We start from the raw sequence: 23,446 nt of genomic DNA on the forward strand, positions 1-23,446 counted from the left end.
TACCTTTTATAAATATAAGAGAAATGCATTGCTATCCCTTATATTCTATTGATGTGCATGATGCAAAAGAAAAGATTCTATATTTTATGCCTTTCTCCTTTCGCCCCTTGCATATCACACATCCCTTTTTGAAAGAATTTTTCAAAAGCTGCTGCATGAGCAATGAAAAAAAACTGCTGCGAATATGCATCCGTAGCAGTTTCATCATACGATACTAGTTCTTAGTACATTGGTCCGGCAGGCATTGGAGGTACCGGTGCCTCTTTTTCTTTAATAGCCGCAACACCAGCCTCTGTCGTCAGGAACAGAGCGGAAATACTTGCAGAATTAAGAAGTGCGCTTCTTGTTACCTTTGTAGGGTCAATGATACCTTCCTTGAACATATCTACCCAGTTTCCGTTCTTCGCATCGAAACCGATGTTTTCCTTTGCAGTCTTCTGCTGTTCAACGATTTCCTCTGCATTGTATCCAGCATTTTCTGCAATCTGTGCAATAGGTGCCAGCAATGCATCCATAACAACCTTGATACCCTTCTGTACATCCACAACGTCAGATTTCAGCTCATCCTTTAATGCGATATAAGCTTCAACCAAAGCAGCACCACCGCCGATTACGATACCTTCCGCAACCGCAGCACGCGTTGCATTTAACGCATCCTCGATACGCAGCTTCTTTTCCTTCAGCTCGCTTTCTGTTGTTGCCCCAACCTTAATAATGGCAACACCATTGCTCAGCTTACCAAGACGCTCTGCATAACGCTTCTTGTCATAATCGCTCTTGCAGTTTTCCATCTGTGCACTGATTTCTTTTACACGTGCATCAATAGCATCTTTGGAGCCGTTACCGCCAATCATCGTTGTGTTGTCTTTTGTTACAACTACCTTCTTAACAGTACCCAAATCTTCCAGCTTCATTTCCTTCAGATCCATGTTTAAATCCTTGGAGTAGAAGTTTGCTCCTGTCAGAATTGCAATGTCCTTCAGAATTTCCTTCTGGTTGTCACCGAAGCCAGGTGCCTTGGTAGCTACCACATTGAAGGTACCACGCAGCTTGTTTACAACCAATGTGGAAGTAACTTCATTTTCAATATCATCTGCAATCAGCAGCAGCGGTTTGTTTGTCTGTACTACCTGCTCCAGAACCGGTAGAATTTCCTGTACATTATTGATTTTCTGATCAGTAATCAATACATATGCATTTTCCAGCTCAGCCTGCATTTTTTCATGATCGCTTACCATGTATGGAGATACATAGCCCTTGTCATACTGCATACCTTCGCTGATTTCCAGCTCCGTATCAAATCCATTGGATTCATCAACGGAAATCACACCATTGCGTCCAACCTTTTCCATTGACTCAGCGATGATTTTACCGACTTCCTTGCTTCCGCTGGAAATAGCTGCAACGCTTGCAATATCATTGCTTGTTTCCACCTTACGGGATTTTTCCAGGATATGCTTTGCTGCTTCCTTGCTTGCATATTCAATACCCTCTCTCATCAGGACTGGGTTTGCTCCCTTTTCCACCTGACGAAGACCGTTGCTAATCATGCTCTGTGCCAGAATTGTTGCTGTGGTTGTACCATCACCGGCAGTATCGTTGGTTTTATTCGCAACCTCATATACCAGCTTAGCACCCATATTCTCAAACTTGTCTTCCAACTCGATTTCCTTTGCGATGCTGACACCGTCATTGGTAATCAGCGGTGATCCGTATTCTTTCTCCAAAACGACATTACGTCCCTTTGGTCCAAGTGTTACACGTACTGCATCTGCCAGTACATTCACACCATTCAGCATTGCTGTTCTTGCATCCTTTGAAAAACGTACTTCTTTTGCCATGTTCCTTACCTCCTGTTATGTTTTATGCTAATACTGCTAAGATATCTTCTGCTTCAATAATAATGTATTCTTCTTCGTCCAGCTTTACATTCGTACCAGAGTACTCTTTATATACCACCTTGTCATTCTCTTTGATATCAGCCTTGCTTTCAGGACCGATTGCTACCACCGTTGCGTAGCTTGGTACATTTTTTGCGTTGTCAGTCAGGATAATTCCGCTCGCTGTCGTCGTTTCCTTCTCTGCCTTTTCTTTCTTCAAAATGACGTTATCGTGTAATGGTTTCAACATATAAAAATACCTCCTTGTCTTTTAGCACTCGCAGTTGTTAACTGCTAACACATACTATTATACTCAAATTTAGCACTTTGGCAAGAGGATTGCTAAAAAAAGATGAGAAAATTTTTATTGCAAATTCCGGATGCTGGAATTTTACAGCATTTCGGTAAATTCTGTAAGCCTCTTACAAGGCTTATTCGCACTATTCTATGCTAGAGCCGCCCTGTATATGCAAAAGAATCCGTCTCGCATAACGGATTCTTTCACTTGAAATTTACCTCTTTGCTTTTTACAAATAACGATTTCTACTTCTACATGTTATTTACACCCCATGCCATCAACCCCCTGCTGTTTGAACGAAGGTAATGGTGATAAAGCCAATCATGGGGTTACTTAGTATAGGCAGCTTCCTTTAATGTGATTGCAAACTGCTTCAGGAATAGTGCAATATCCTTTTGCACATCCCTCGCCTTTTCAAAGCGAATATTTTGGCGTTCCCAGGTTTTTTGTGCTATCTGTACACTTGGAATACCCAGCTTTTCAACGGTTGCTGTTTCAACAGCCTTGGCAATAGAAGCATCATCTGCTTTTTTCACAAATTCCTCTGCCTCTTTTTTGTATGCAGCAACCTTATCCTCACTGCCCTTTTTAATGAATAATGCAGCCTGTGGATATCCGCTTTGCTCCATCTTGTTTGCTTCCTTATATTCCTTCTGCAAATCCTTCAAAACCTTGAGCTCGATTCCTTTTTCCTTCGCCTTTGCAATGGTGGCTGTAGCGGCAGGCTCCGCCAAAAGACCAACAGCAGCCTTTTTACTCAGCAGCTGCGCCTGCACTTCATTTGCAGAATTGAAATAGCGGATTTCAGGCGTAAGTGTAGACAGCTCTATACTGCTTTCTAATACCTTTTGTGGAACAGCCTGTTCACCAAAGGCCGCAAACATTCCCTCTTTCTGTAAAGCCGCTTCATCACTCCCTATAATGTAGAGATTTCCCCATGTGACTACAGAATCCAGGAGATACTCGCTCTTATCCTTGGACAACAGCGCTGCTCCCAGATTGATTGGTGCAATGATTGCATCATATTCGCCATCCTTTTTCGCAAGCTGTGCCCGCAATACATCTGTTCCATCAACCGTATCAATGGTTACATGTTCATTGCCGTAAAGCCCGAGCATGGATAACGATGGTGCTCCCATAGGTGCCAGAATTTTAATAGGCTCTTCCTTTTTCGTCTCTTTCTCTTCAGGCTTGCCGCTCTGTGTGCTGCAGGCTGTCAAGGATACAGCCATCAATACTGCAAGCCCCCCCTTAATCAGCTTCATTACAGTTTTTTCTCCTTCACTGCTTCCTCCATCATCGTGATGAAGTCCTCCAGTGACATTGTCATAGATTCCTTGCTTTGTGCACGGCGCAGGGTAACACTTCGGTTTTCAATTTCCCCGTCACCAATCACAAGCTGGAACGGTATTTTGGAAAGCTGAGCTTCACGAATACGGTATCCCAGCTTTTCATTCCTTGCATCAAGCTTACTGCGGAAGCCAAGCGCACATAATTTCTCATGTATCTCATTTGCATATTCCAGATGCTTCTCATGATGTACCGGAACCACACTGACCTGCTGCGGTGCCAGCCATACCGGGAAATGTCCTGCAAAATGCTCAATCAGGATACCGATAAAGCGTTCTATGGAACCAAAGATTACCCGATGCAGCATGACCGGACGTACCTTGGAGCCGTCTTTTTCAACATAGGTCAAATCAAAACGCTCCGGCAGATTCATATCCAGCTGAATGGTACCACACTGCCATTCTCTTCCCAGAGAATCCTTGATATGGAAATCCAGCTTCGGACCATAGAATGCTCCGTCTCCCGGATTTACCTTATAATCCTTTCCTGCATGAACACAGGCATCTGCCAATGCTTTTTCACTTTGTTCCCATATTGCTAGATCTCCAATGTATTTCTTTTCCGGACGTGTAGAAAGCTCAATGCGATAACTCAATCCAAAGACGGAATATACACGGTCAATAAACTGGATCAGCTGCATAACTTCACTTTCAATCTGATCCGGACGCATAAAGATATGTGCATCATCCTGTGTAAATGTACGGACACGGAACAATCCATTTAATGCTCCGCTTGCCTCATGACGGTGTACCTGTCCAAGCTCTCCCATTCGCAACGGGAGATCCTTATAGGAGTGCAGACCGTTTTTAAACACCAGCAGAGAACCCGGACAATTCATCGGTTTGATTGCAAATTCACGATCATCCACCATTGTAGTATACATGTTCTCTTTATAATTTTCCCAGTGACCACTCACTTCCCACAGCTCTTTGCTCATCATGATTGGTGTTTTGATAAACTGATAATTTTCCTTTGTGTGCTCTTCATACCAAAAGTTTTCCAGCAGATTGCGGATAATCATTCCGTTTGGCAGGAAAAATGGCATACCTGGAGCAAATTCGCTCATCATGAACAGCCCCAGCTCTCTTCCAAGCTTCTTATGGTCTCGCTTTTTCGCTTCCTCCAGCAGGTGCAGATGCTCCTGCAGCTCTTCCGCTGTAGGAAAACAGATACCATAGATTCTCTGTAGCATCTTATTGCTGGCATCTCCCTTCCAATAGGCACCAGAATGCTTCAGCAACTTGAAGTTTTTCAACTGCTTAAGCGTATCCACATGCGGACCACGGCACAGGTCAATGAATTCTCCCTGCTGATAACAGGTAATTGTTCCATCCTCCAAATCACTGATCAAATCAATCTTGTATGGATCGTCATGGAACATTTCCAGAGCCTCCGTCTTGGAAATCTCCTTCCGTACAATACGCTTGCCGTCCTTGGCAATTTTTTTCATTTCCTTCTCAATTTTCGCAAGATCCTCTTCCTTGATTACTTCATCCCCCAGGTCAATATCATAATAGAAGCCTTCACTGATTACCGGCCCTACCCAGAATTTTGCCTGCGGATACAAACGCTTCACCGCCTGTGCCATCATATGTGCACAGGAATGATTTAACCTGCTTAATTCCTCATGTTCTTTAATATCAATCATATTCATTTCCTCCTATCCAGAATATATCATAGCATTCATTTGTTTCAGGTATGCAATAGCTTGATTCCCAGCATCCACCAGCACGCAGTATTGTTTTTTTCGACGCGATATTATCATCGCGGCAGCTGACCATAACCGCACGCAGTCCAAATTCTTGTTTTGCAAGCACAACTGCCTGCTTCAGCATCTCAGTAGCAATTCCCTGTCTGCGATACGCCGGATGTACACGGTAGCCGATGTGTCCGATATATTTTCTCAGGTATGCATTGAGTTCATGCCGCAATACAAGTGTGGCAACGATTTCATCATTTTGTTTGATAACGTACAAGCTGCTGGATACAATACCCTTTGGCAGATTGGTACCTGTATGCCAATCCGATTGTGCCTTTAGAAAAGCAGACATATCCGCATACTGCAGGCGAAACGGCAGAACATCTGTTTCCTGTGCAGCCTTACAGGCATTTTCATAGCGCTGCAAGGCTTCAGCATCAGAAAGCTGCGCCAATACAAGCTGCATATCATCATCTCCTTCAACAAAAAAAGACTGCATCCAAAGGACGTTCAGTCTTACACGCGGTACCACCTTTGTTCATATGATGACTCATATGCACTCAAACCCGTAACGCAGGCATGCGGCTTTCCCTTTCGGGTGCTACTCCAAGGTAGTAAGATCAGCATTCCTTCAAAGGACTTTCACCAGCCGTCCTTCTCTCTGCATCAGAATAAAGATCCCGTATCCTCTTCCTCGTATTTAACTCCTGTCTATTTTATACACCATTCCAGACAATATGTCAAATACTTCTCCCATAAAAACATAATCGTCATAGTATCCATGAATTGTAAACACACTTTCAGAAAATTCCGCATTTTACAGCATTTATGTAGTACGCTTACAAATTGGTAAATTTTAACAGTTTAATTTCTACTGAAGTCTAGTATAATTTTCACATGCATGGAAAGGAGTATGTACATGAGAAAAACTTATGGTTATGTCCGCGTTTCCAGTCAGGACCAAAATGAAGCTAGACAGTATCTGGAATTATTGGACATGGGAATTGACAAAAAGTATATTTACATGGATAAACTGAGTGGTAAAGATTTTAATCGGCCTGCGTATCATAAGCTTGTCTATAAGAAACTGAAACAGGGGGATCTGCTTGTCGTAAAAAGTATTGACCGTCTCGGCAGAAACTACAATGAGATTCTGCAGGAATGGAAATACATAACCAAGGACAAAAAGGTGGATATTAAGATTCTGGACATGCCGCTTCTTGACACCGATCAGAAAAAGGATCTGATCGGAACGCTGATTGGGGATATCGTATTGCAGCTGCTCAGCTTTGTTGCGGAGAATGAGCGTGTTAACATCCATCAGCGGCAGGCAGAGGGAATCCGTGCAGCAAAAATGCGGGGTGTGCGTTTTGGCCGGCCCAAAATCGCATTGCCGGAGGATTTTGAGGAGATTGTTTATTTATGGCAGCAGGGGGAGCTGCAAAGCAAGGAAGCAATCGCTATTTCCGGCTTGAAATATTCAACCTTCTATAAGAAGGTCAAGGAGCTGGAGGACGGCAAGCTGAATTCCGAGACATCACGATAATGCACATCTGGTAAAAGGGATAAAAAAACAAGTCCATAAACCGTAGGGACTTGTTTTTTATAATTATTTACCAGCTTCCGCCGCCTCCGCCGCCAAAGCCACCGCCGGAGAAACCGCCTCCCGAGAAGCCACCGCCGCCAAAACCGCCAAAGCTTCCCCCGCCGCTTCCGCCTTTTGGAGCAGGAACGTAGGTAGCTGCAGCCGAAATATCATGGAAGCAGTAATGGAAATGATTCCACCACAGCATCGTGGTAAAGACACCAGTAGAATCATAGCCCTGATACCAATCCGGTGCCGCCACCGCAATGGATTCAAATTTCTTCACCCATACATCACTGATTCCCAATACATATGCATAAGGAAGAATGGAGAAAAACGCATAGGGATCATCCTTTGCAAGAAGCTCCAGACGATCCTTCTCACAGGTGAGGATGAATTCTTTTAGTCCAAGAATCTGTCCCAGCCAGCGGGTTCCCTGCTCACTTCGTTTATCCATAAAAATCATGATCAGAATCAGAAAAATGGAAATAGCGGCATGAAGCAGCACCGCCCATAGGCTGCCGCCAACAAGCAGCTGCAATACAGCATTCACGGCAATCATAATCCCATTGATAAAGACCATAAGGCACAAAACCAGAATAAATGTAGGCTTCTTCATCACATAACGCTTGCGCATGATAATAATCCATGGAATACAGGAAACCATCAAAAGCAGGGATGGAATGACATATGGTATCGCAAACAGATTCATTTCATATTTAGCCTTCGCACAGAAGAAAGACAGCAGCAGACCCGGAAGGGCAATCAATACAATCATAATGACCTGCAGCACCACAGAGGTATTCGTAAAGATTCGTTTCTTAGGATCTCTGTTAAAATAATTCCGCAGCATGCTTTTGGCACTGGCAAGTCCTTTGCGCACATCCTCATTTTTCATTCCCTCTTCCCGGACTACCGTTTCCGTAAGGAAAATTGAATCGAAGAATGCCCGCTCATAGGCATGGCTATTCTCTTTTGTCATATCCTGCAGCTTCTCCAGCTGAAATCCATCCTTCTGATCATATATTTTGATAAAGCCGCGATTAGCCCAGTCAATAATCAAAGAGAGTATATCCTTGTTTTCTACTGTATTATCTATCACATATCCCACACCGGCGCTATCCAAACCATCCGGTGCCTTAAATTCAACAGTTGCGATCACCTCATCATCCCGTCCGTATTTCCAGAACAGAAGAAGAGCCACCAGCAGCAGTATACCGGATGCGATACTCACCGGCACGGAATAATCCTTCGGCTTTGGATAAATAAAATATCCATTCGGCAGATTTACCTTTATGGTTGCACTTTCATTGGAAAGCAGAAATCTGCTTGTTTCGCCCTTGATGTGCAACTGCTCCACCTCATGAGAAAGATTTGTTGTTGTTTCACCGAATGCCCCACTGTAGGTAAACACCGCATTCTCATCAAAATCCTTCGGCATTTTAATATCATAGGATAAATGACGAATCTGGGTATCAAAACCGGATGCAAGATTCCAATACAATGCCTGTGCATGATTGCTTAAATCCAGATCCTTTGTCTTCACATGATAAGAAATTTCATATTTCTGTTTTCCAAATACCGTTTTATTCGGATCACCAAGCTTGACTACTACTGCATCGGCGTTGCCCTCCAGTGAACAGGTCCTGTTACAGGTTACTTCACTGACCGGAAAATAATAGCTCTTCTTCTCCAGCTTGCCATCTACAGACCATTCCATATCATAGGAGGTAGGAATATTACGAAAAAAGCCATGCTTTGCTTCTGTAAAATCCAGCACATAGGTTTCTGTGATATCAATACCACCATCCTCATGCACCTCCATAGACACATGCAGATCGTCAATAATGAAAGCCTCCTGCGCATCAACCGGCACCAGCGTTGCCGCAAACAGCAAACAGCAGACCGCAATCCATCGTTTTATTTTCTTCATTTTGTTTCCCTCACAAGAACATGTCGTAGCATGTTTTCCAAGCGCCGTTATGCCGCTTTCCAAATACAGCGTTTCCTTCTACCCGCTTTACAGATATTGCGAATTCTTCCATATCTCCCAAAGGGTAAAAAGGAATAGCTGTGCTATCCCTTTAGAACTGTACCTTTACGTTTTCACGCTGGGCAGCATCATCGATTTCATATAGCGGCTTCTTGGTCTTATGAAACATGCCGGCAAGCAGATTGCTTGGAAACATTTCCACAAGATTATTGAATTTCACACATACCGCATTATAGTATTTACGTGAATTTGCAATTTCAGACTCGATATTTTGCAGCTCGGTCTGCAGCTGCGCAAAATGCTGATCCGCCTTCAGATTCGGATACTGCTCACTGATTGCGTACAAAGGCCCCAGCATGGACTGAAAGTTTTTCTCAGATTTTATTTTTTCATCCAAGGACTGCGCATTCACAGCAAGATTACGTGCACTGATAACCCTTTCCAGTGTCTCTGATTCATGCTTTGCATAGCCTTTAATGGTTTCCACCAGGTTCGGAATCAGATCATAACGCTTTTTCAGATATACATCCATTGTAGAGAATGCCTCTTCTACTTTATTTTGCAGCTTTACGAATTTATTATAGGTTGTGATAACCCATACCAGAATAAGCACGACTACAATAGCAATAATAATCATTATCATAGATATTCCCTCCTTTTATTAGCTAGATTATATCATAGAAGACAGGGGTTCACCAGAAATTCTTTTTCAGACAGCAGAATTCGATTTGAAATTCTGCTTATTCATATACTATGCATAGATAAAAGAAAGACCGAAAGCTTCGGTCTAGAATACAAAATTTCCCTGCTCAAACACTGCTACCTCTGCCCCGTCTTCACAGACACCGGTTATTTTCATATCCGGGCTGCCAAACATGAAATCCACATGAGTCATCGAGTGATTTGCCCCTGCTTCTTTCAGCTGTTCCTCATTCATATCGACGCCACCTGCAACATTCATTGGATATGCATCCCCCAAAGCAAGATGACAAGAGGCATTTTCATCAAACAGCGTATTCAGAAACAGAATACCGCTTTTACTGATTGGTGATTCGTAGGGCACCAAAGCAACCTCACCGAGATAGCAGCTGCCTTCATCAAAATGAACGAGTGAGGATAATGTGTCATATCCCTGCTCAGCACCAAAATCAACAACCTTTCCATCCTGGAAGAGGAACCAGAAGTTCTCAATTAGTGTTCCGTTATAATCCAGCGGCTTTGTGGCAAATACCTTGCCATTTACACCGGTTTTCTTCGGCATGGTGAATATCTCCTCTGTCGGCATATTCGGATTAAATTCTACACCGGCTACCGTTTTCTCGCTTCCTCCGGCCCACAGATGATTTTTAACAAGCTCAACCCATAAATCTGTACCCTGCTCATTTTCAAAATGCAGCTTCTGGAATCGGTGCGTATTTAAAATCTGCTCTCTGCGTGCAAAATTTTCCTGCAGATTAGTCCACTCCTGAATAGGATCATTATCTGCTTCTACATGTACGGCGTTCAGAATCCGGTTCCACAGCTCCTCTACAGCACCTTCCTCCCCTTCAAATTCAGGGAACACCAAATCCGCCCATTCCTTATTCGGGGCCGCCACGATGCACCACTGTGTTTTATTCATCATGGTATAAGACTGCAATGCTTTTCCTGCCTTCGCCATGGCAAGACGCGCCTTGCTGATTTTTTCTGCATCTGCATCCTTTAAAATACCGGGAATATCACTGATAATGTGAAGAATGCAGGCTCCCTCTTTCATATAATCCAGCTTACTGTCAATCTGCCAGGGACGTACCGTACACAGGGTTTCCTCATCCTGGTACTGATAATGATGCTTGGAAATGTAATCATCCTTATAGAAAACGATAACTTCCTTTGCTCCTGCCTGATATGCCTCTTCCACGCAGGCACGTGTCATGTCCAGTGCTTCTACGGAGGTGTTGATAATCAGCGTCTGTCCCTTTTGCAGGTTGACCCCCTTGCGAATAGCAAGCTTTGCGTACTTCTGTAAACGTGCATCCATTGTCTCACTCCTTCACGTATGCCATTGGCAGCATGGCAGCACCGATGATACCCGGTTCATCCAGCTCAGCCTCCATAAATACCACAGTTTGCATTCCCTTATGAATCATATTGCGGAAATAGTTCTCCATCTTAGCGAAGAACACATCCTTGCCCTTCATGACGCCACCACCGACGACGAAGACCTCCGGATCCACAACATGCGCAATTTGTGAAAACATCACTGCCAGATCATATGCCACCGCATCACAAATTTCCAACGCCTTAGCATTCCCCTTGCGTGCCAGATCAAATACATCGCCAGCATGCTGAACAGCATCATCACCAAACACTGCTTTCCCCTTTCGGGTAATCGCCGTACCGCTTGCTTCATTTTCCACAGCACCGACATTCAGATAATTTACCTTCTCACGGTTTCTGTCAATAATCAAATTGGCAATTTCACCAGCATGTCCGTTTCTGCCGGCAATCACCTTCTCATTCACAACCAGCGCACCGCCGATGCCAGTGGAAATCGTAACATAGTAAACGATATCTTTCCCTTTTCCAGCTCCCTGCAGGGCTTCCCCCATACCGGCAACATTCACATCATTATCCAGGAATGTCGGCACATGGAAATGCTCCTCGATTCTCGAAGCTATCGGATATCCCTCAAAACCAGGCAGATTGGTAGCCAGAATCATCTTACCGTTTTTCGTATCCACAGGTCCCGGTACCCCCATTCCGATACCGGCAACTGCTTCATATCCCTCGATACGTTCGATCATGGATATGATTTTACTGACAACCTGCTCCACACCTTTGCCGATTTCAGTCGGTTCCTTTACAATCTGCAAAATGGCACCTGTTTCATCGACTTTTGCCACTCTGACATTCGTACCGCCCAAATCAACACCAATATACGTTTTCATAAAAAAACTCCTCCTTTAAGACTTGTCTATATTGTATCATATCTGAAAGAGCTTTTCCTTAAATATAACAAATTTCTCAGCGTGCACTACTCTCCTTCACATAGGTTTTCTCATAATGAAAAAGCGGCATACGGACACTTCCGGAGGTTATGACCTGATAAATTCGCAAATCATCCTTCACCCCCCTGTTTTCAACACGAACATCGTAATTTGCTGCATGTGTCATCTGATCGATAACAGCAGGTGAAAAATCACTGCTTTCCAATTCATGCACCACTCCATAATGAAAATCATTCAGCTTGGCAATCTGCATCTGTGCAGACATCACATTGATAAACAAAACACAAACAAAGGTTAAAAATATCATCGATATAGCACTTGTTATACTTATTTTCATAACGCCTCCTTAATCCACCAGCACCTGAATATGCTTCACGCTCTTCATACCGAAGGAATTACGGACAACACAGCGAACCGTATACACTCCTTTTTTCGTCGGGTTTACCTGTCCGTAAAATTCCAGCTTGTCACTGATATCTCCGTCGAGATGATCGATCGCTCTGACATGTTCTTTGATCTGATAGCTGCTCCCCTGCTGTATGCGCTGATTCTGTGCAATTATCTGCGGAAAGGAATGCTCCAGCAGATTCTGATTGATGTGCAGCTGCGTATTTTCCATCTGTTCACTTTCCTGTTCCATATAGGTCCTTGCGCTCAGGCTCCATCCACCGAATACAGAAAGGATTACCGTCAGGATTAACATCGTGATCCAGACAGGCACACTGATTCTGATTGCATTTTCCATCAAAACAACCTTTCCAGCAGTCCGCTGATAACGTTTGTGTACATTGCTATGGAAAGCATCGCCATAACAGACAAGGCACATAGCAGCTCCACAATCAGCTCCACGCTTTCTTTTACTGTCGTGTCCATCTTATACTCCCAGCTGTGGCATGGACGTAAACAGATAAAAGAATACAGTAAGCATGGCACTTGCACAAATCAACATCACTACGACCTCAACGGCCGTTTCCGCTGCATGTTCCATCAGCTCATAATCAGCTGGGATAATATCAGAGACACAAAGAACATATACATACAGGGCACACTCATCATAATCATTGTCAGCGTATCGGCTGTAAACAGCTCGCTGCGATAACGTCGCTCACGCTTATCCCTTTCAATTCTCGAAAGAGCTTTCGTCAGTGCCGCAATCTCATATTTCAATTTATCCTTCGAGAGTCCGCGGTATTCATACAGCTTCATCATGATATCCTGAAATCCGTCGATTTCATACATGGAAAGAAAATTCAAATAAGCATCCTTATCGGAATGATCCAGCGTAATCTGCTGTAGAAAGCACTCCAGATCCGGTTTAAGGATTTCCGGTGCAGAGGTATAGGAGAGTGCGATTGCATTATAGATATTGTTTTCTCCAATCAACGCGTATATCGTATTAACCCAGAGGATGACTGCGTCACTGATCTGTCTACAGCGCTGATTATGGCGAAGTCTGAGCCACAGCCAGGGAAGCTTGTAGCCGCCATAGGTGAATCCGACCGCGCAAAATATGCAAACAGGCAGCGAGGAGCGGCCAAGAACAGTCAGCAGCACTCCCGTCCATCCCATGATAAGCATAAAAGCAAAGCGTATGAGTGAATAACGCCATTCCTCTTTATGTGCAAGCAGATAGCCGTATCGCGTTGTGTCATGCGTCATCCATTGCAAAACCTGATTCATTTATTCATCCCTCCTCAGCCATTTCTTATTTACCAGTGACATATAAACCACAAGAAATAAAAGCATTAGTATCTCAAGCTCAAGAAATGTAAAAAGCTGATACTGTGCATTCTCTATGATGCCTGCCTGTACCTGCGCATCCTGATAGGCAAATACGGAATATACGCTGATGGCGAAGGATAGTACTGTCATGAGATAAAACATATATTTCGCAGACCTCTTCTTTTTCTGAAACAGCAGCATACTGTTTTTCCAGCCATCATAATCAATCAAATCCAAATTGTAGTATACAGAATCTCCCCCCTGCTTCTCTCCGGTGATAAGTAACGAGTGCAGTCGCTTTAAATAGGTGTTTTCGTAGGATTCCTCAATGCAGCCAAGTGCCTTGGCATAATCTCCGCTGTCTTCGATTTCCACAACAGCACGGCGGATGCACGCTGCCATTTGCGAGCCCTCCGCAAACATATTGCATGTCTCTTTAAGTGCGGTATTCAATTTTCCGTATACCTTAAAATACATTCGCATCCCTTCAAAGTAATGACAGTATTCCTCAAAGCGTTTTTTTTCGCTCTGATAGATAAAATAGGACGAGATCACTGCCGGGAGCAGCAGGATCAATGTTACGATGACAACACATGTATACAACAGCTGCAGCTTTTGCATATAGCAAATTGCAGCCACACAAAGACAGGATCCGCTGATGGTCAGCACAAGATCCCTTTTGGAGTAATCACAGCCGTAGGTTTCTATTAACGGCTTCTTCGATAAGCTATAGGTTTTCAATTCCTTCCCTCCAATTCAGTTGAATATTCTGATTCGCAAAATACTTTTTAAAATAATCCGGCATCGCATAATGAATCGCCTGTTCCTCACGTTGCTCATAGAGAAGACATTTTTGCGGCACTCTGTCTGCATCATTCCAAAACAGGGCAATCTGCCCGATAAAACGGCGCAGTCTTCCATTCTTCATTACTCTGCAGGGGGCAATACATACCTGAATATAGTCGTGTATGGTCGAGAGCAGATGATGATCATTCTTGTTAGAAGAAAGCTGTATCATGCGCTGCGGCATTAACAAAGCATCCTTAAGATGCAGCGTCGCCGTTACTCTTGCAGAGCTGCTCAGTACGAGAAACAAATCATCCACAGCCTCATCACGCACCTCCTGAAAGCAGACATAATCTGCATTGTCACGCAGGATACATGAAGTTGCCGCAGTATACGACATAACATCATTTACTATGTACTGTCGGAAATTTCGGTGCGGATACAGCTCAAGCATGCGCATTTCATCGATGTCGCTGAGCAGGACGATACTCGCCTGCTCATCACACATACTCAGCATTGTTTTCATAAGCTGTGTTTTTCCGGTACCAACCTCACCCCCGAAAATCACACTCATCCTTGCAGCTACACAGGCCTGTAGAAAATCGAATACGGCAGAGCTGCAGTATTTCGTTTTCTTTGCCGTCTTTTGTGTAATCACAAGCTCCACCGGATTTTTTCGTATGCTCAATGTAAAGCCTGATGTGGAAAAGGACTGATGTGTCGCATGTATGCGCAAGCCATCTATCTCACCATCCAGCTTGGGATGCTCATAGTTAAATTGATCATTGATGGCACCGGCATTGCAAAGCCTGTTCAGCAGCTGCTCCAGATACCCTGGCTCCAAAAGCGCCGCTCTGCTTTTTCCTTTCTGCACGTGCGTTGTATAAACGGTTCTTCCATTGCTGTCGATATCCGTAATCATTGCATCGTTCACATATGGCTGCAGGATTCCAAAATCAAAGGCCATATTAGCTGCCTGCTCCTGTTGAATTAAATAGATTATTCGTCTGCTCTACGGTTTTATCAGAAACACTTTTTGAGTATTCCTTACTTGTAGCGATAAAAATACTTCCAACAACGAGTGCCAATACAACAAGAACAGCTATTTTAGGTGCATTTTCCATTTTCTTTATCCTTTCAGTGGGGTTGCCACAAAAAAAGCACATTTTTATGTGCGCGCTTTTTGACAGGAAGACATAACCTGTATGTGATCAGGGAAGATCATAAGCTTCAATAAGCATTGTTTTACGCAGCGTGCGCTGATCTCTGACACCATTCATATGTGCAAAGTCCGCGACTAGCTCTACATCCAGTAATCCATCCCTGCTGATATCCATAATACGCAGGGTATAATCCGTATCCGAATTGATATTGGATGCAAATTCACGCAGAAGCTCAGCCTCCATACCGGCTTCATCCACAGGATACATTTTATGGATGCCAACTGCCTTAAGCGAATTGCGCATACTGATTTCTACAGCATCCTCCATCTCACTTTTTCTCTGTGATATAGAATTGATATCCATCATAAGCAGAATGGTGATGGAAAAGCAAATGAACAATATACTATATTTAATAACAGATTTCATACTCACCTCCTAAGATATGAAAATTTCTCCATAAAAGCCTTGTTCTCCTGTTCTGAATACCCATGCTCCGCATTAAATCTGCGAATTTCCGCAATATCCTGTCCTGTAAGATGCCAGGTGTATCGAGCCTGCGCAGTGGTTTTCTGCAGGGACTGTGTCAATCTTTGAAATCGCTCCGTCATTCTCCAATAGCTGTTTGGATGCAGAGTTTGAATATGGTTTTCTGATATGGATCGAATATATTTTCTGGAACGATCCTCCTGCGCACGTTTATCCAAAACGATAACATTGATGCTCTTCTTTGCACGATTACCTGCGCTGTCCTTTACTTCATAGGTCAGCTCATAGGTTCCCTGCTTCTTCAGATTTGTCGTGTCTTTGAGAATTGTCAGATGCGCACTGATATCACCATCCTCCTTATCCAGCGCCTTTGCCCGTTCCAGACGTATCCGCTTCCAATCCTGCTCTGTATACAAATCCTCAAAGATATGAATATCCTGTGCCGTGATTATCGGTTCCTCATCCCAATAGGCATACAGCGTCATGGATTCCTTTACCGATTGAGAAAAATCATATCGCACACCTGCAGCAGTGTGCCAGCCCATAAATTTGTTATTCTTTTTTATCGGAATAGCCGGAACTCCTGCTTTATCTCCATAGGTGATGATCTGCGGTGCTATGGAAGACCCTCCATTGGAATCAAAGGTGATTGTGAAGGTCTTAATCTTATAGGCAGCAGTAATGGTTCTGTTTCCTGTTACATTTGTATAATCACCTTTCCATCCCTGAAAAACATACCCTTCTCTGGAGGGGGAGGAAGGAGGTGACGCATTGCCGCCATGCTGCACTGTCTGCGTTTTCAAAATTCGCCCATCCCAATCCAGAAAATTCACAGAATAGGTATTTACAGCATATTGGGCGGTAACTATAAGGTCCTCACGTACATTGTTAAATGGCTTATCCCAGCCGGTAAAGCTCGCCCCGGTTTTATCCGATACAGCTGGAGCTGTCGCACTTTTATAGCGCTCTACTGTTTGTGTTTTCAATACTGTTCCATCAGAATCCAAAAATTTTACGGAGTAGGTAGGAATCGCGATAACAATCATTTTTTTTACATTTACTACAGTTATTGCACCATCTTTTATATCTTTTAACTCAACTAAATGCTTGCCTTGATGAATAGTCACTGTTTTCTCTCCGCATAATTGAGTCTTATTTGAAATATTTTTACCTATCCAGCTAGAAAATGAAGCGATTTTTTTATCATTTACAAAAATACCAACAGGAACTTTTTGATAAATATAAGAGCCTTTGATTCCCTTATGTGTTATATAATAACGAAATCTATACTTCATTGTCATAGAATCATCATCAAATCCCACTCTTTGATAGGTTACTGTCTCAAAAAATTCGCCATTATTCCAGCTTCCTATAGCTGTATGGTCTATAACTCTTTCTTCTTCATTATTTGGTTTAAAACTTTCATATTTTAATACAGATGCATCAATTCGCATAACTTGCATGCATACAAAAAAGCACATAAATATAATATATGTGCAAACCTGAATTTTTTTGTTTATCATAAATCATTCCTTTTCTGAAAACAGAAGTCGCATGACTTCTGTTTTACTATCTAATAAAAATTGATTGTCCAAGGATTATTATCGCTTGGAGCGAACTCTGAACCTGAACTTGGAGACGAGAGCTCCATTTGACAGCCATACCAAGGACTTCCCTCTAACTTAATTTGTTCATTCGCCCAGTTATAAGCTTCTTCATAAGTGGAAAAAACCTTACCAGAATTACCTAAATGATAGCTAGGGAAGTTATTCACAGTCATAATTGGCTTTTCTTTTTCCGGCGGATACACAGGCTCCTTCTTCTCAGCATTACCGGCTGGTTCTTTTGGCGAATCCGGCTCTGGCTTTGCATTATTCACCTCACCACTGCCTTCCTGCTTCCCTGAAACAGCTGACGATGCTTGACCCTGCTCAGGCTGCTGCACCTTTGCTTCTGTATTCGTGCTTTCTGTCCCCTTGCTTTCGGAAGCCTTTCCACTCTCTTTATTATCCTTCTTCTCAGTCTTCTTCTTTGCTTCTTTCTTTGTTTCCTTTTTCTCTGCGTTTGCTGTATCACTGGAAATCTCTGTGGAAGCATGCTCCTGCTTTAACCCGGCTTTCTCTCTGCCATCACTTGTGAACTGCACTAGCAGACTGTTTTTCTCTGACACGTTGCCACTGCTGTCCTTGACCTGCACATCAAACACGACTTCCTTTTCAGATTTTGGAATGCTCTTGAGGCCAGTAAAGGCCTGAAACTGTTTATCATAATTATCTGTGATAACGGCATTATCGCGTATAGCAGCATTTACTTTATCAAGCCTTGTATCCAGCTTGAAAACCAGACGTTTCTTCTTCCATTTTAAAACAGGCTTCTCCTTATCCACAACCTTCACCTTCAGCTTATAATCCTCTTTCCCATAAGCTATAGTAACAGTATAGGTTCCCAGCTTCTGAATATCCAGATTTCCGCTTTTTACCGTCACCCTATCGTTCTTGTCAACAGAATCAAAAAAGCAGGACGCAGACAAATCCAGTTCCTTATGCACAGGTACTTCAATCTCCCCGCTCTTTAATACCGGCGTGGATGAACAGCCCATAAGCAACAGTGTTGTCAGCAAGCCTGCTGAAAAAAATCTCTTCTTCATAACTTCTTCCTCCATTTCATTCCCACGTATCCATTATACTATAGATTCCACGAGACGCAATACCTCTTTTATTCCTACAGCCTCCCTTCCAAAAAGGGAACATGCTTCCCTCATGCTCCCTTCAGTTCTTTACATTAGTATAATACCATGGAATGTCGTGCAGCTCCCACGCAAATTTCAAGCAAAAAACACGCACATACAACGCAAAAAAAGAGCATGATCTCTCATGCCCGGTATGTCTTATTTTACTTCGATAATCTTCATTGTGTTGGTAGCGCCATTTCCGACCGGATATCCGGCAACGATAATAATGGTTTCACCAACCTTGATACCCATTTCCTTCGCAATCGCTCTAGCCAGCTCACACTCGTTATTCTGGTTGTTCGCTACTTCTGAAAGAACAGTCGTAACACCCCAGTTCATAGCAAGAGAACGCTGTGTTTTTTCGTCAAATGTAACGGCGATAACTGGTGCTTCCGGACGGAATTTTGAAATTCTTCTTGCTGTCGTACCGCTCTGTGTGAATGCAATAACTGCCGCAACATCCAATGCCATAGCTGTATCTGCTACGGAAATAGCGATGGCATCATTCTTTGTTCTCTGGCTTGTCTTAATACTTGCCTTCAGACGGTCTCTAAACGGAATGGTTGGCTCCATTGCCTTCGCAATGCGATCCATTGTCTGTACAGCCTCAATCGGATACAGACCTGCAGCAGACTCTCCGCTCAGCATAATTGCATCCGTTCCGTCCAGCACGGCGTTGGCAACATCACTCGCCTCTGCACGCGTCGGTCTTGGATTTCCCTGCATAGACTCCAGCATATGTGTCGCAGTAACAACAGGTTTTCCCATTGCATTTGCTGTTTTGATGATTTTTTTCTGATAGATTGGTACCAGCTCAAAGGAAACGTCAACGCCAAGATCACCACGAGCTACCATGACACCATCAGCTACCTCCAGAATTTCTTCCAGATTGTCAAAGCCTTCCTGGTTTTCAATCTTTGGAATGATCTGAATATCCGGCTTTCCTTCTTCTCTTAAAATCTTACGGATCGCCAGGATATCTTCTTTTCTTCTTGTGAAGGATGCAGCGATGTAATCGACACCCATCTGACATCCGAAACGGATGTCTGCATCATCCTTCGGAGAGATGAATGGCATACTCAGCTTCACACCTGGCAGGTTACAGCCCTTTTTGCTCTTCAGCTGTCCCGGATTCTCAATACGGCACTTCAGCTCGCCTTCCTTCTTTTCCAGAATGGTCAGACGCATTTTTCCATCATCGATCAGTATGGTTCCGCCAACTTCAACATCGTCGAAGATTTCCGGACACTGAATGTGGAATTTCTCGTGTGTTCCTAATATCTTTTCACGAACGATGGTTACCATATCGCCCTTCTCATACGTTTCCACGCCGTTCTCAAATTCGCCCAGACGAACCTCTGGTCCCTTTGTATCCAGCAGAATTGCGATATTTTTTCCTGTTTCCTTAACGACCTCACGGATGTTCTTGATACGGTTTCCGTGTTCTTCAAAATCTCCGTGGGAGAAATTCAAACGGATGATGTTCATTCCGTTTTCGACGAGCTTCGTCATCATTTCCTTGCTTTCGGAAGCAGGGCCAATCGTACAAATAATCTTAGTTTTTCTGTTTGCTAGCATGTTAATTTCCTTTCCTAATTACCTAATAAAAACTGCGAGAAGCAACCTTCTATACCAGTCTGTCGAATAAATTCTGCAATCTCTTGCGTGATTCTCTTGGCATATTCAACGCCTCTTCGATTGGTACTGATACAATCTGGTTGTCCTTAATGCTGACACACTGGCCTCCTACACCCTGCATCAGCAGATCCACCGCTTTCTCTCCCATACGGGATGCCAATACTCGATCTGTCGGTGTCGGTGACCCTCCACGCTGAACGTGTCCAAGCACCGTGGCTCTACCTGAAAATCCAGTATTTAAGCTTACCTTTTTGGCAAATTGGTGAACATCTGTAATTTTTTCTGAAATGACTACAATCGCATGACGCTTTTTCTTGATTAAATCAAAATCACGCAGTCTCTCCAGCACTTCACCTTCCTCGAAGCCTGTAGAGGATGTAATAACAATTTCAGCACCGCATGCTATTCCTGACCAGATCGCCAGATCCCCGCAGCGGTTTCCCATAACTTCTACAATCGAACAGCGATGATGAGAGCTTGATGTATCTCTCAGTTTATCGACTGCCTCTACGATTGTCGTCAGAGCTGTATCAAACCCTATCGTAAAGTCTGTGCATGTGATGTCGTTATCAATGGTACCCGGCAATCCGATACAGTTGATTCCCATTTCCGTCAGTGCTAGAGCACCGCGATAAGAACCATCACCACCAATGACTACGATAGCCTCAATTCCACGTTTTTTTAACTGCTGAACTGCTTTATTACGCACTTCAATATCCTTAAATTCGGGAAGTCGGGCAGACCCTAGAATCGTTCCGCCGCGGTCGATGATCTCACCGACGCTGGCTTTTGTCAAAGGCTCAATATAGCCTTCCACCATTCCTTTGTATCCATCGTAAATACCAAAGACTTCGATTCCACTGTTGAGTGCAACCCTTGTGACGGCGCGAATTGCAGCATTCATTCCAGGTGCATCTCCACCGGAAGTAAGAACACCAATACGTTTTACCATAAAAATTCCTCCATTCACGGTTACTATGATACCATTATATTACAATTTTTACTAGCATTATTTTCGTCTTGTTTCGCCTTTTATAAATATTTCACAAGACAATGCACGGATGCGTTCCAGCAGCCGCTCAGCCGCTACTGGCTCACTGCTTTTGCTTGCTGCCGCACACAGACGCTGCTTCAGCTCCTCCATGGAATAATTGCTTGTAAAGATCGTCAGGCGCCGTTTTTCCATACGAGCATCCATCAGCGGAAGCAGAATGTCATCCCGGCTCCAGGCTGTGACACTCTCACCGCCGATATCATCAAACACAACAACCTCAGCATTGCGAATGCTGCGAAGCCTTGCCTCCATAGCATCCGGATCATGAAACAAAAGCTTCAAATCGGAAATCAGCTTGGGAACATTGACAAATGCCACACGTTTCTTTTGCTTGGCATAATAGTTGCACATGCCGGCCGCCAGCCAGCTTTTTCCGGCACCCGGCTTTCCCCATAAGTATAGACCCTTTTGCGGATGTTCATTCATTAACAGGTCAATAACCTTCGCAACTGATGTCTTATATTCAACAGCCTCATTTTGCAGGCTCAGGCACGGAACATCCACCAGCAGGTAATCCTCCAGCATATCCATCTGCTTATAGTAGCAACGATGTGCATACTGCTTCTGCTGTTCCTTATAATATGTACAATGCTCAACTCGATTCATCAGCATTCCATCCAGATACAGATCGATGCGTGTCCCCGTTTCCGGCTGCCGGCAGAAATCCAAGCCGCAACAGCTTTCACACTTTTCCATCACAGCTGTCCAATCCGCAAATTTTCCACTGTGATCCCACACAAAGTCCTCATCGCAGCCATAGCGTTTCAGCCAGGCAAGTACATGGTCATTTTTCATCAGCTGCGCAACAAGTGCCTCTTTTTTCTTTTTCTGTTCCTCGCTCAGTGTAAATGCAAATGATAATTTTTCCATTTACTCACCTCTCAGTTTCTTCATTTTCTGCAGCAGCTCATCTTCATCGAAATCTTCTACATCAACCTTGATCTCCTCCTGATTATGATACCAGGACGGCAGCTCCTTTTTCTGTGCCGGCTTACGGCGGCTGCTCTTTTCTTCCGCCTCGCCTTGAATCTGCGCCAGCGCTTTTTCACTCGTATCGATTTCCAGACGCACCCAGGTACTGGCAACCTTTTCGACATACGCCTTCGGAAACTGCTGATTTTTCGTTTTCAGCACGTACTCAATCAATACGTTGACAACCTCCGGCTTCATTTTGAAATCGGAAATCAGCGCTTCAATCAGATACTTATCGCTGCGGCTAACCTCCACACCATGCTGCAGGTTCTGCAGAAAGCGAACCGGTGGAAGACGGTACGGATCGCGGTTATCCTCCGTGTGAAATTCGGATTTACAGCTGCGCACCTTCTTTTTCAGCTGCTCTATATTGAGATCATTTGTTTTCAGGTTCATACTCTGGGAAACCAGCTTGCGCATGGTAATCTCATCAATGCCGTGAATCGTCGCTAGCTCCCCAATGATTCGCAGATTTTTCTCATTGCGGGCCGAAGAGGGAAACACCATTTGCGGCAGACCGGTTAAAAACCGATCATAATTGAAGCTTAAAGGGATATCGTTGTGGTGCAGTAGATCCTGCTGCGGCTTCAGCTTGCGGAAATCCTCCTCCTGCACATCCTGCCAGTCCTCCTTCAGAACATTCACAAAAGGGATAGTAATTTCCTGATACTCCGACTTATCCTCATAGGGCTTGGCGAAGCTCAGCTTGTTGAACTCATATACATCCTTCCCCATTTCCTTCAGATACAGACGTCCAAACACCTCATGTCTTAGAAATTCATTGCCGTCCTTGGGCATGAACACCTGATACAGGTAGCTGTTTTTCGCAGCATCATAAAAGGTTTTCACCAGCAGATACTGCTCCAGCACATGACGGCTTTTCTCCATGTTTTCCATGCTCAGCTTACTGATTGTCTGAATCAGGATATGATTGCGAATCTTCTGATTTCTCGTACCGATGCTGACCAGCGTATGATACAGTGCCGCTGCATCGCTGCCGATTAGGGGAACATACAGCATGGTAAAGGAAGCATAGCGCTCCGCCGTCATTTCGCCCTGTACCTCAATACGACATTTATCCTCTTTTCTGTTCACACAC

24 protein-coding genes are annotated in these 23,446 nt (G+C 43.8%); 1 reads left to right on the forward strand and 23 read right to left on the reverse strand.

The features are described 5' to 3' along the window. Positions 1–221 precede the first annotated feature (221 nt). From groL to NE665_RS04720, 5 genes are all read right to left on the reverse strand, one after another. A complete protein-coding gene (gene groL / locus NE665_RS04700) occupies positions 222–1,841 on the reverse strand; it encodes a chaperonin GroEL (RefSeq protein ID WP_117442339.1) in 1,620 nt (539 codons plus the stop codon). Positions 1,842–1,863: 22 nt separating this feature from the next. Then, positions 1,864–2,130: a co-chaperone GroES gene (locus NE665_RS04705; protein ID WP_117442340.1), complete on the reverse strand. Its 267-nt coding sequence runs from the start codon at positions 2,128–2,130 to the stop codon at positions 1,864–1,866. Positions 2,131–2,507: 377 nt separating this feature from the next. Continuing rightward, positions 2,508–3,443, reverse strand: a complete 936-nt coding sequence (locus NE665_RS04710) for a hypothetical protein (protein ID WP_117442341.1) — start codon at positions 3,441–3,443, stop codon at positions 2,508–2,510. Beyond that, entirely contained in the window at positions 3,443–5,176 is a 1,734-nt protein-coding gene (gene thrS, locus NE665_RS04715) for a threonine--tRNA ligase (protein ID WP_117442342.1), read from the reverse strand. Before thrS ends, NE665_RS04710 begins: the two co-directional genes overlap by 1 nt. Further along, positions 5,169–5,693, reverse strand: coding sequence for a GNAT family N-acetyltransferase (locus NE665_RS04720; protein ID WP_117442402.1), 525 nt, complete (start codon positions 5,691–5,693; stop codon positions 5,169–5,171). The genes thrS and NE665_RS04720 overlap by 8 nt, the downstream gene beginning before the upstream one ends. Before the next feature lie 453 nt (positions 5,694–6,146). Here NE665_RS04720 and NE665_RS04725 point away from each other — a divergent pair, with 453 nt between their 5' ends. Beyond that, positions 6,147–6,773 carry a recombinase family protein gene (locus NE665_RS04725; RefSeq protein WP_008727571.1) on the forward strand — a complete coding sequence of 209 codons (627 nt, stop codon included), beginning with the start codon at positions 6,147–6,149 and terminating at the stop codon, positions 6,771–6,773. A gap of 67 nt (positions 6,774–6,840) precedes the next feature. Here NE665_RS04725 and NE665_RS04730 read toward each other — a convergent pair whose 3' ends face one another. From NE665_RS04730 to NE665_RS04815, 18 genes are all read right to left on the reverse strand, one after another. Beyond that, positions 6,841–8,745: a DUF2207 domain-containing protein gene (locus NE665_RS04730; protein ID WP_117442403.1), complete on the reverse strand. Its 1,905-nt coding sequence runs from the start codon at positions 8,743–8,745 to the stop codon at positions 6,841–6,843. Between the two features lie 151 nt (positions 8,746–8,896). Next, a complete protein-coding gene (locus NE665_RS04735; protein WP_117442343.1) occupies positions 8,897–9,448 on the reverse strand; it encodes a LemA family protein in 552 nt (183 codons plus the stop codon). A gap of 144 nt (positions 9,449–9,592) precedes the next feature. Then, entirely contained in the window at positions 9,593–10,825 is a 1,233-nt protein-coding gene (locus NE665_RS04740; protein WP_117442344.1) for an aminopeptidase, read from the reverse strand. A 4-nt stretch (positions 10,826–10,829) separates the two neighbouring features. Further along, positions 10,830–11,735, reverse strand: a complete 906-nt coding sequence (locus NE665_RS04745) for an ROK family protein (RefSeq protein WP_117442345.1) — start codon at positions 11,733–11,735, stop codon at positions 10,830–10,832. A 76-nt stretch (positions 11,736–11,811) separates the two neighbouring features. After that, positions 11,812–12,132 (reverse strand): hypothetical protein, encoded by a 321-nt coding sequence (locus NE665_RS04750; protein WP_117442346.1) that lies wholly within the window; start codon positions 12,130–12,132, stop codon positions 11,812–11,814. Positions 12,133–12,141: 9 nt separating this feature from the next. Continuing rightward, positions 12,142–12,540, reverse strand: a complete 399-nt coding sequence (locus NE665_RS04755) for an immunoglobulin-like domain-containing protein (RefSeq protein WP_117442347.1) — start codon at positions 12,538–12,540, stop codon at positions 12,142–12,144. Beyond that, on the reverse strand, positions 12,540–12,668 hold the full coding sequence (locus NE665_RS04760; protein ID WP_256302465.1) for a hypothetical protein: 129 nt from the start codon (positions 12,666–12,668) through the stop codon (positions 12,540–12,542). The genes NE665_RS04755 and NE665_RS04760 overlap by 1 nt, the downstream gene beginning before the upstream one ends. 114 nt (positions 12,669–12,782) lie before the next feature. Further along, positions 12,783–13,475: a hypothetical protein gene (locus NE665_RS04765; RefSeq protein WP_117442348.1), complete on the reverse strand. Its 693-nt coding sequence runs from the start codon at positions 13,473–13,475 to the stop codon at positions 12,783–12,785. Then, positions 13,476–14,258: a hypothetical protein gene (locus NE665_RS04770; protein WP_117442349.1), complete on the reverse strand. Its 783-nt coding sequence runs from the start codon at positions 14,256–14,258 to the stop codon at positions 13,476–13,478. Continuing rightward, the gene (locus NE665_RS04775) at positions 14,245–15,270 is read right to left on the reverse strand and encodes an ATPase, T2SS/T4P/T4SS family (RefSeq protein ID WP_117442350.1); all 1,026 of its coding nucleotides are present in this window, start codon (positions 15,268–15,270) and stop codon (positions 14,245–14,247) included. The genes NE665_RS04770 and NE665_RS04775 overlap by 14 nt, the downstream gene beginning before the upstream one ends. A gap of 1 nt (position 15,271) precedes the next feature. Beyond that, positions 15,272–15,427 (reverse strand): hypothetical protein, encoded by a 156-nt coding sequence (locus NE665_RS04780; RefSeq protein WP_002608656.1) that lies wholly within the window; start codon positions 15,425–15,427, stop codon positions 15,272–15,274. Positions 15,428–15,514: 87 nt separating this feature from the next. Then, complete coding sequence (locus NE665_RS04785; RefSeq protein ID WP_117442351.1) at positions 15,515–15,892, reverse strand: hypothetical protein; 378 nt, start codon at positions 15,890–15,892, stop codon at positions 15,515–15,517. A 2-nt stretch (positions 15,893–15,894) separates the two neighbouring features. Beyond that, the gene (locus NE665_RS04790) at positions 15,895–17,079 is read right to left on the reverse strand and encodes an InlB B-repeat-containing protein (RefSeq protein WP_233104531.1); all 1,185 of its coding nucleotides are present in this window, start codon (positions 17,077–17,079) and stop codon (positions 15,895–15,897) included. A gap of 446 nt (positions 17,080–17,525) precedes the next feature. Beyond that, the gene (locus NE665_RS04795; RefSeq protein WP_233104530.1) at positions 17,526–18,599 is read right to left on the reverse strand and encodes a hypothetical protein; all 1,074 of its coding nucleotides are present in this window, start codon (positions 18,597–18,599) and stop codon (positions 17,526–17,528) included. Between the two features lie 240 nt (positions 18,600–18,839). After that, positions 18,840–20,261, reverse strand: coding sequence for a pyruvate kinase (gene pyk / locus NE665_RS04800; RefSeq protein ID WP_117442353.1), 1,422 nt, complete (start codon positions 20,259–20,261; stop codon positions 18,840–18,842). Between the two features lie 49 nt (positions 20,262–20,310). After that, complete coding sequence (pfkA, locus tag NE665_RS04805; protein WP_002608651.1) at positions 20,311–21,273, reverse strand: 6-phosphofructokinase; 963 nt, start codon at positions 21,271–21,273, stop codon at positions 20,311–20,313. Between the two features lie 57 nt (positions 21,274–21,330). Next, positions 21,331–22,245: an AFG1/ZapE family ATPase gene (zapE, locus tag NE665_RS04810; protein WP_117442354.1), complete on the reverse strand. Its 915-nt coding sequence runs from the start codon at positions 22,243–22,245 to the stop codon at positions 21,331–21,333. Next, positions 22,246–23,442 carry a DnaD domain protein gene (locus NE665_RS04815; protein ID WP_117442355.1) on the reverse strand — a complete coding sequence of 399 codons (1,197 nt, stop codon included), beginning with the start codon at positions 23,440–23,442 and terminating at the stop codon, positions 22,246–22,248. It lies immediately after the preceding gene. Positions 23,443–23,446 lie beyond the last annotated feature (4 nt).

Source organism: Clostridium sp. DFI.1.208 (assembly GCF_024463855.1).
In the GTDB taxonomy this organism is placed as follows: Bacteria; Bacillota_I; Bacilli_A; order Erysipelotrichales; family Erysipelotrichaceae; genus Clostridium_AQ.